This is a genomic window from Curtobacterium sp. B8 (genome assembly GCF_000333315.1).
Lineage (GTDB): Bacteria > Actinomycetota > Actinomycetes > Actinomycetales > Microbacteriaceae > Curtobacterium > Curtobacterium luteum.
This window is the reverse complement of record NZ_BACW01000375.1, coordinates 1-2,818: the sequence shown is the minus strand read 5'-3', so window position 1 is coordinate 2,818 and position 2,818 is coordinate 1. Positions and strand designations below refer to the sequence as shown.

At 73.8% G+C, this 2,818-nt stretch carries 1 protein-coding gene and 2 pseudogenes; 2 read left to right on the top strand and 1 reads right to left on the bottom strand.

The features are described from left to right. Positions 1 to 8: 8 nt before the first annotated feature. Positions 9 to 1,059: pseudogene (locus I59_RS19665) on the bottom strand (zinc-dependent alcohol dehydrogenase family protein). A gap of 83 nt (positions 1,060 to 1,142) precedes the next feature. On the opposite strand from I59_RS19665, the gene I59_RS09785 reads away from it, so the two are divergent. Next, on the top strand, positions 1,143 to 2,090 hold the full coding sequence (locus I59_RS09785; RefSeq protein WP_031273537.1) for a DUF3097 domain-containing protein: 948 nt from the start codon (positions 1,143 to 1,145) through the stop codon (positions 2,088 to 2,090). 459 nt (positions 2,091 to 2,549) lie between these two features. Further along, positions 2,550 to 2,818: pseudogene (locus tag I59_RS09780) on the top strand (spermidine/putrescine ABC transporter substrate-binding protein); the annotation flags it as partial.

Here is a 2,818-nt window from a genome sequence, read left to right as displayed (position 1 = left end):
GCCCGCACCTACGGCCGCAACAGCACCTTGATCGCGCGACGCTCGTCCATCGCCCGGTAGGCCTCCGCGGTCTCGTCGAGCGGCAGCTCGAGGTCGAACACACGCCCGGGGTCGATCGCGCCCGAGAGCACGTCCGGCAGCAGCTCGGGGATGTACTTTCCGCGCCGGGGCCATGCCACCGGCGATCGAGATGTTCGTGTCGAAGAGGTAGCGCGTCCCGATCGTCGGCACGCCGTGCGGCACCCCGACGAACCCGAGCGCCCCACCAGGACGCACCGAGTGCAGCGCCTGGTCCATGCTCTCCTCGGTGCCGACGGCCTCGACCGCCGAGTCCGCCAGGTCGCCGCCGAGCAGCTCCCGGATGGCCGCGACGCCCTCGGCTCCGCGCTCGGCCACGATGTCCGTCGCGCCGAACTCGCGGGCCAGGGCCTGGCGGTCCGCGTGGCGGCTCATCGCGATGATCCGCTCCGCACCGAGGCGCTTCGAGGCCAGCACCGCCGACAGCCCGACGGCGCCGTCGCCGACCACGACGACGGTGCGCCCGGGGCCGACCTGCGCCGACACCGCTGCGTGGTGCCCGGTTGAGAAGACGTCGGAGAGGGTGAGCAGCGACGGCACGAGGGCCGGGTCGACCGGGCCCGGGACCTTGACGAGCGTCGCCGAGGCGTCCGGGATGCGGACGTACTCCGCCTGCGCGCCGCCGACCGGGTGGCCGTAGGCGTCGTTGCCGCCGAAGCCGGAGAGGTGGTCGCACCCGGTGGTCATGCCGTGACGGCAGGCCTGGCAGGTGCCGTCGTTCATCGTGAAGGGGGAGATGACGAAGTCGCCCTCCTCCAGGTCGGTCACGTCGTCGCCGACCGCGACGACGGTGCCGACGAGCTCGTGGCCGATCGGGCGCGGGCGCTTCGTCTCGGTCACCCCGCGGTAGGGCCAGAGGTCGGACCCGCAGACGCAGGCCGCGACGACCCGCACGACGACGTCGTCCGGGGTGATGATGGTCGGCTGGTCGCGGTCCTCGACACGGATGTCCTCGGGGGCGTGGATGATCGCTGCGCGCACGGTGTGCCTCTTCCGTCGGGTGGATGTGGGGTGATCGGCCGGTCGACGTCGTCCGGGGCCGCATCGACACTACGCTCCTGCGGGTGGACGACGACCGGTACGGCAACGACGTCCTCTCGGGCGACTGGCGCTCGCGGGGCGTGAAGAAGGTGCGGCAGGTGCCGCTCGAGCGCGACATGGTCCTGGAGGACCCGGCGACGGGCTGGGCCGGGGCCGTCGTGCGGCTCGAGGCGGGCAACGTCGAGCTCGAGGACTGGAAGGGCCGCACCCGCTCGTTCCCGTTCACGGGGCAGTTCCTGCTGGAGGGTGAGCTCGTCACGCTCGGACGGCCGCAGGCGCCGGTCGGGCGCCGGGCGAGCGGCGGGACCGGTGCGGCTGGGCGGTCTGCCGCGGCTGCAACCATGGCCGGGAGGCCCGGTGCGGCCCCGGCGGTCCGGCACGCGTCCGACGGCGGTCGCCTCCGCACCGCGTCCGGTTCGTTCGCGGTCGAGCAGCAACGCGCGCGAGTGGCGCTGCCGTCGCGGATCATGGTCGAGGGCAAGCACGACGCCGAGCTCGTCGAGAAGGTCTGGGGGTCGGACCTCCGCGTCGAGGGCGTCGTCGTCGAGGAGCTCTCCGGCGTCGACAACCTCGCTTCGGTGCTGGACGAGTTCCAGCCGTCGCGCGATCGGCGGGTGGGTGTCCTCGTCGATCACCTCGTCCCGGGGTCGAAGGAGTCCCGGTTCGCATCCGCGGTCATGCAGGGCAAGTGGGGCGCCCACGTCCTCGTCGTCGGGCACCCGTTCGTCGACGTCTGGCAGTCGGTGAAGCCCGCGCGGCTCGGCCTCGAGGCGTGGCCGACGATCCCGCGCTCGATCGAGTGGAAGAAGGGCATCTGCCAGCACCTCGGGTGGCCGTACTCCGAGCAGGCCGACATCGCGCGTGCGTGGCAGCGGATCCTGGGGCAGGTGCGGACGTTCGCCGACCTCGAGCCGCAGCTGCTCGGCCGCGTCGAGGAGCTCATCGACTTCGTGACGGAGCCGCGGGCCTGACGACCTCGCACCCGGCGGGGCGGCGCCCGCCGTGGGGGCGGCGCGCGTCCCGTTACGGGAGCCGCCTCGGGGACGTGCGCCGTGCCTCCAGGCCGCTGCCTGCCGGGCGGAGCGTGCGAGGTTTCCCGCACGGTGCGAGCCGAACGACCTCGCACGGTGCGCGGGACCTCGCACCGTGCCGGGCGGTGGTCGCACCGTGCGAGGCGGCGCGCGTCCCGTTACGGGAGCCCGCCTCGGGGACGTGTGCCGTGCCTCCAGGCCGCTGCCTGCCGGGCGGAGCGTGCGAGGTTTCCCGCACGGTGCGAGCCGAACGACCTCGCACGGTGCGCGGGATCTCGCACCGTGCCGGGCGGTGGTCGCACCGTGCGTGGCGGCGCACCACGGGGCGGGAGTCGGCCCCGGCGGATCCGCGTCGCGTCGGTCCCTGCCGGCTCGGGCGCGTCGGCCTAGTCTTGGGGGATGGACGGCATCGACGGTCGCGTGCGCAGCGCCGTCGACGTGTGGCTGCGGTGGCTGCCGCGGTGGCAGATCGGCACCGCCCGCCCGCGAACGAGGATCTGCCGAAAGTGCACCGGTTCGCCGATCGCCCGCGCCGCGGGGTTCGGCCCCGACGTCCCGCACGCCGTCCAGCACGCACTGATCGGCCGGATCTCGACGATCATCGAGGACGCCGTCGACGACTACACGGCGAAGAACCTGCCCCTGCTGCAGCGGGAGCTCGAACGGGC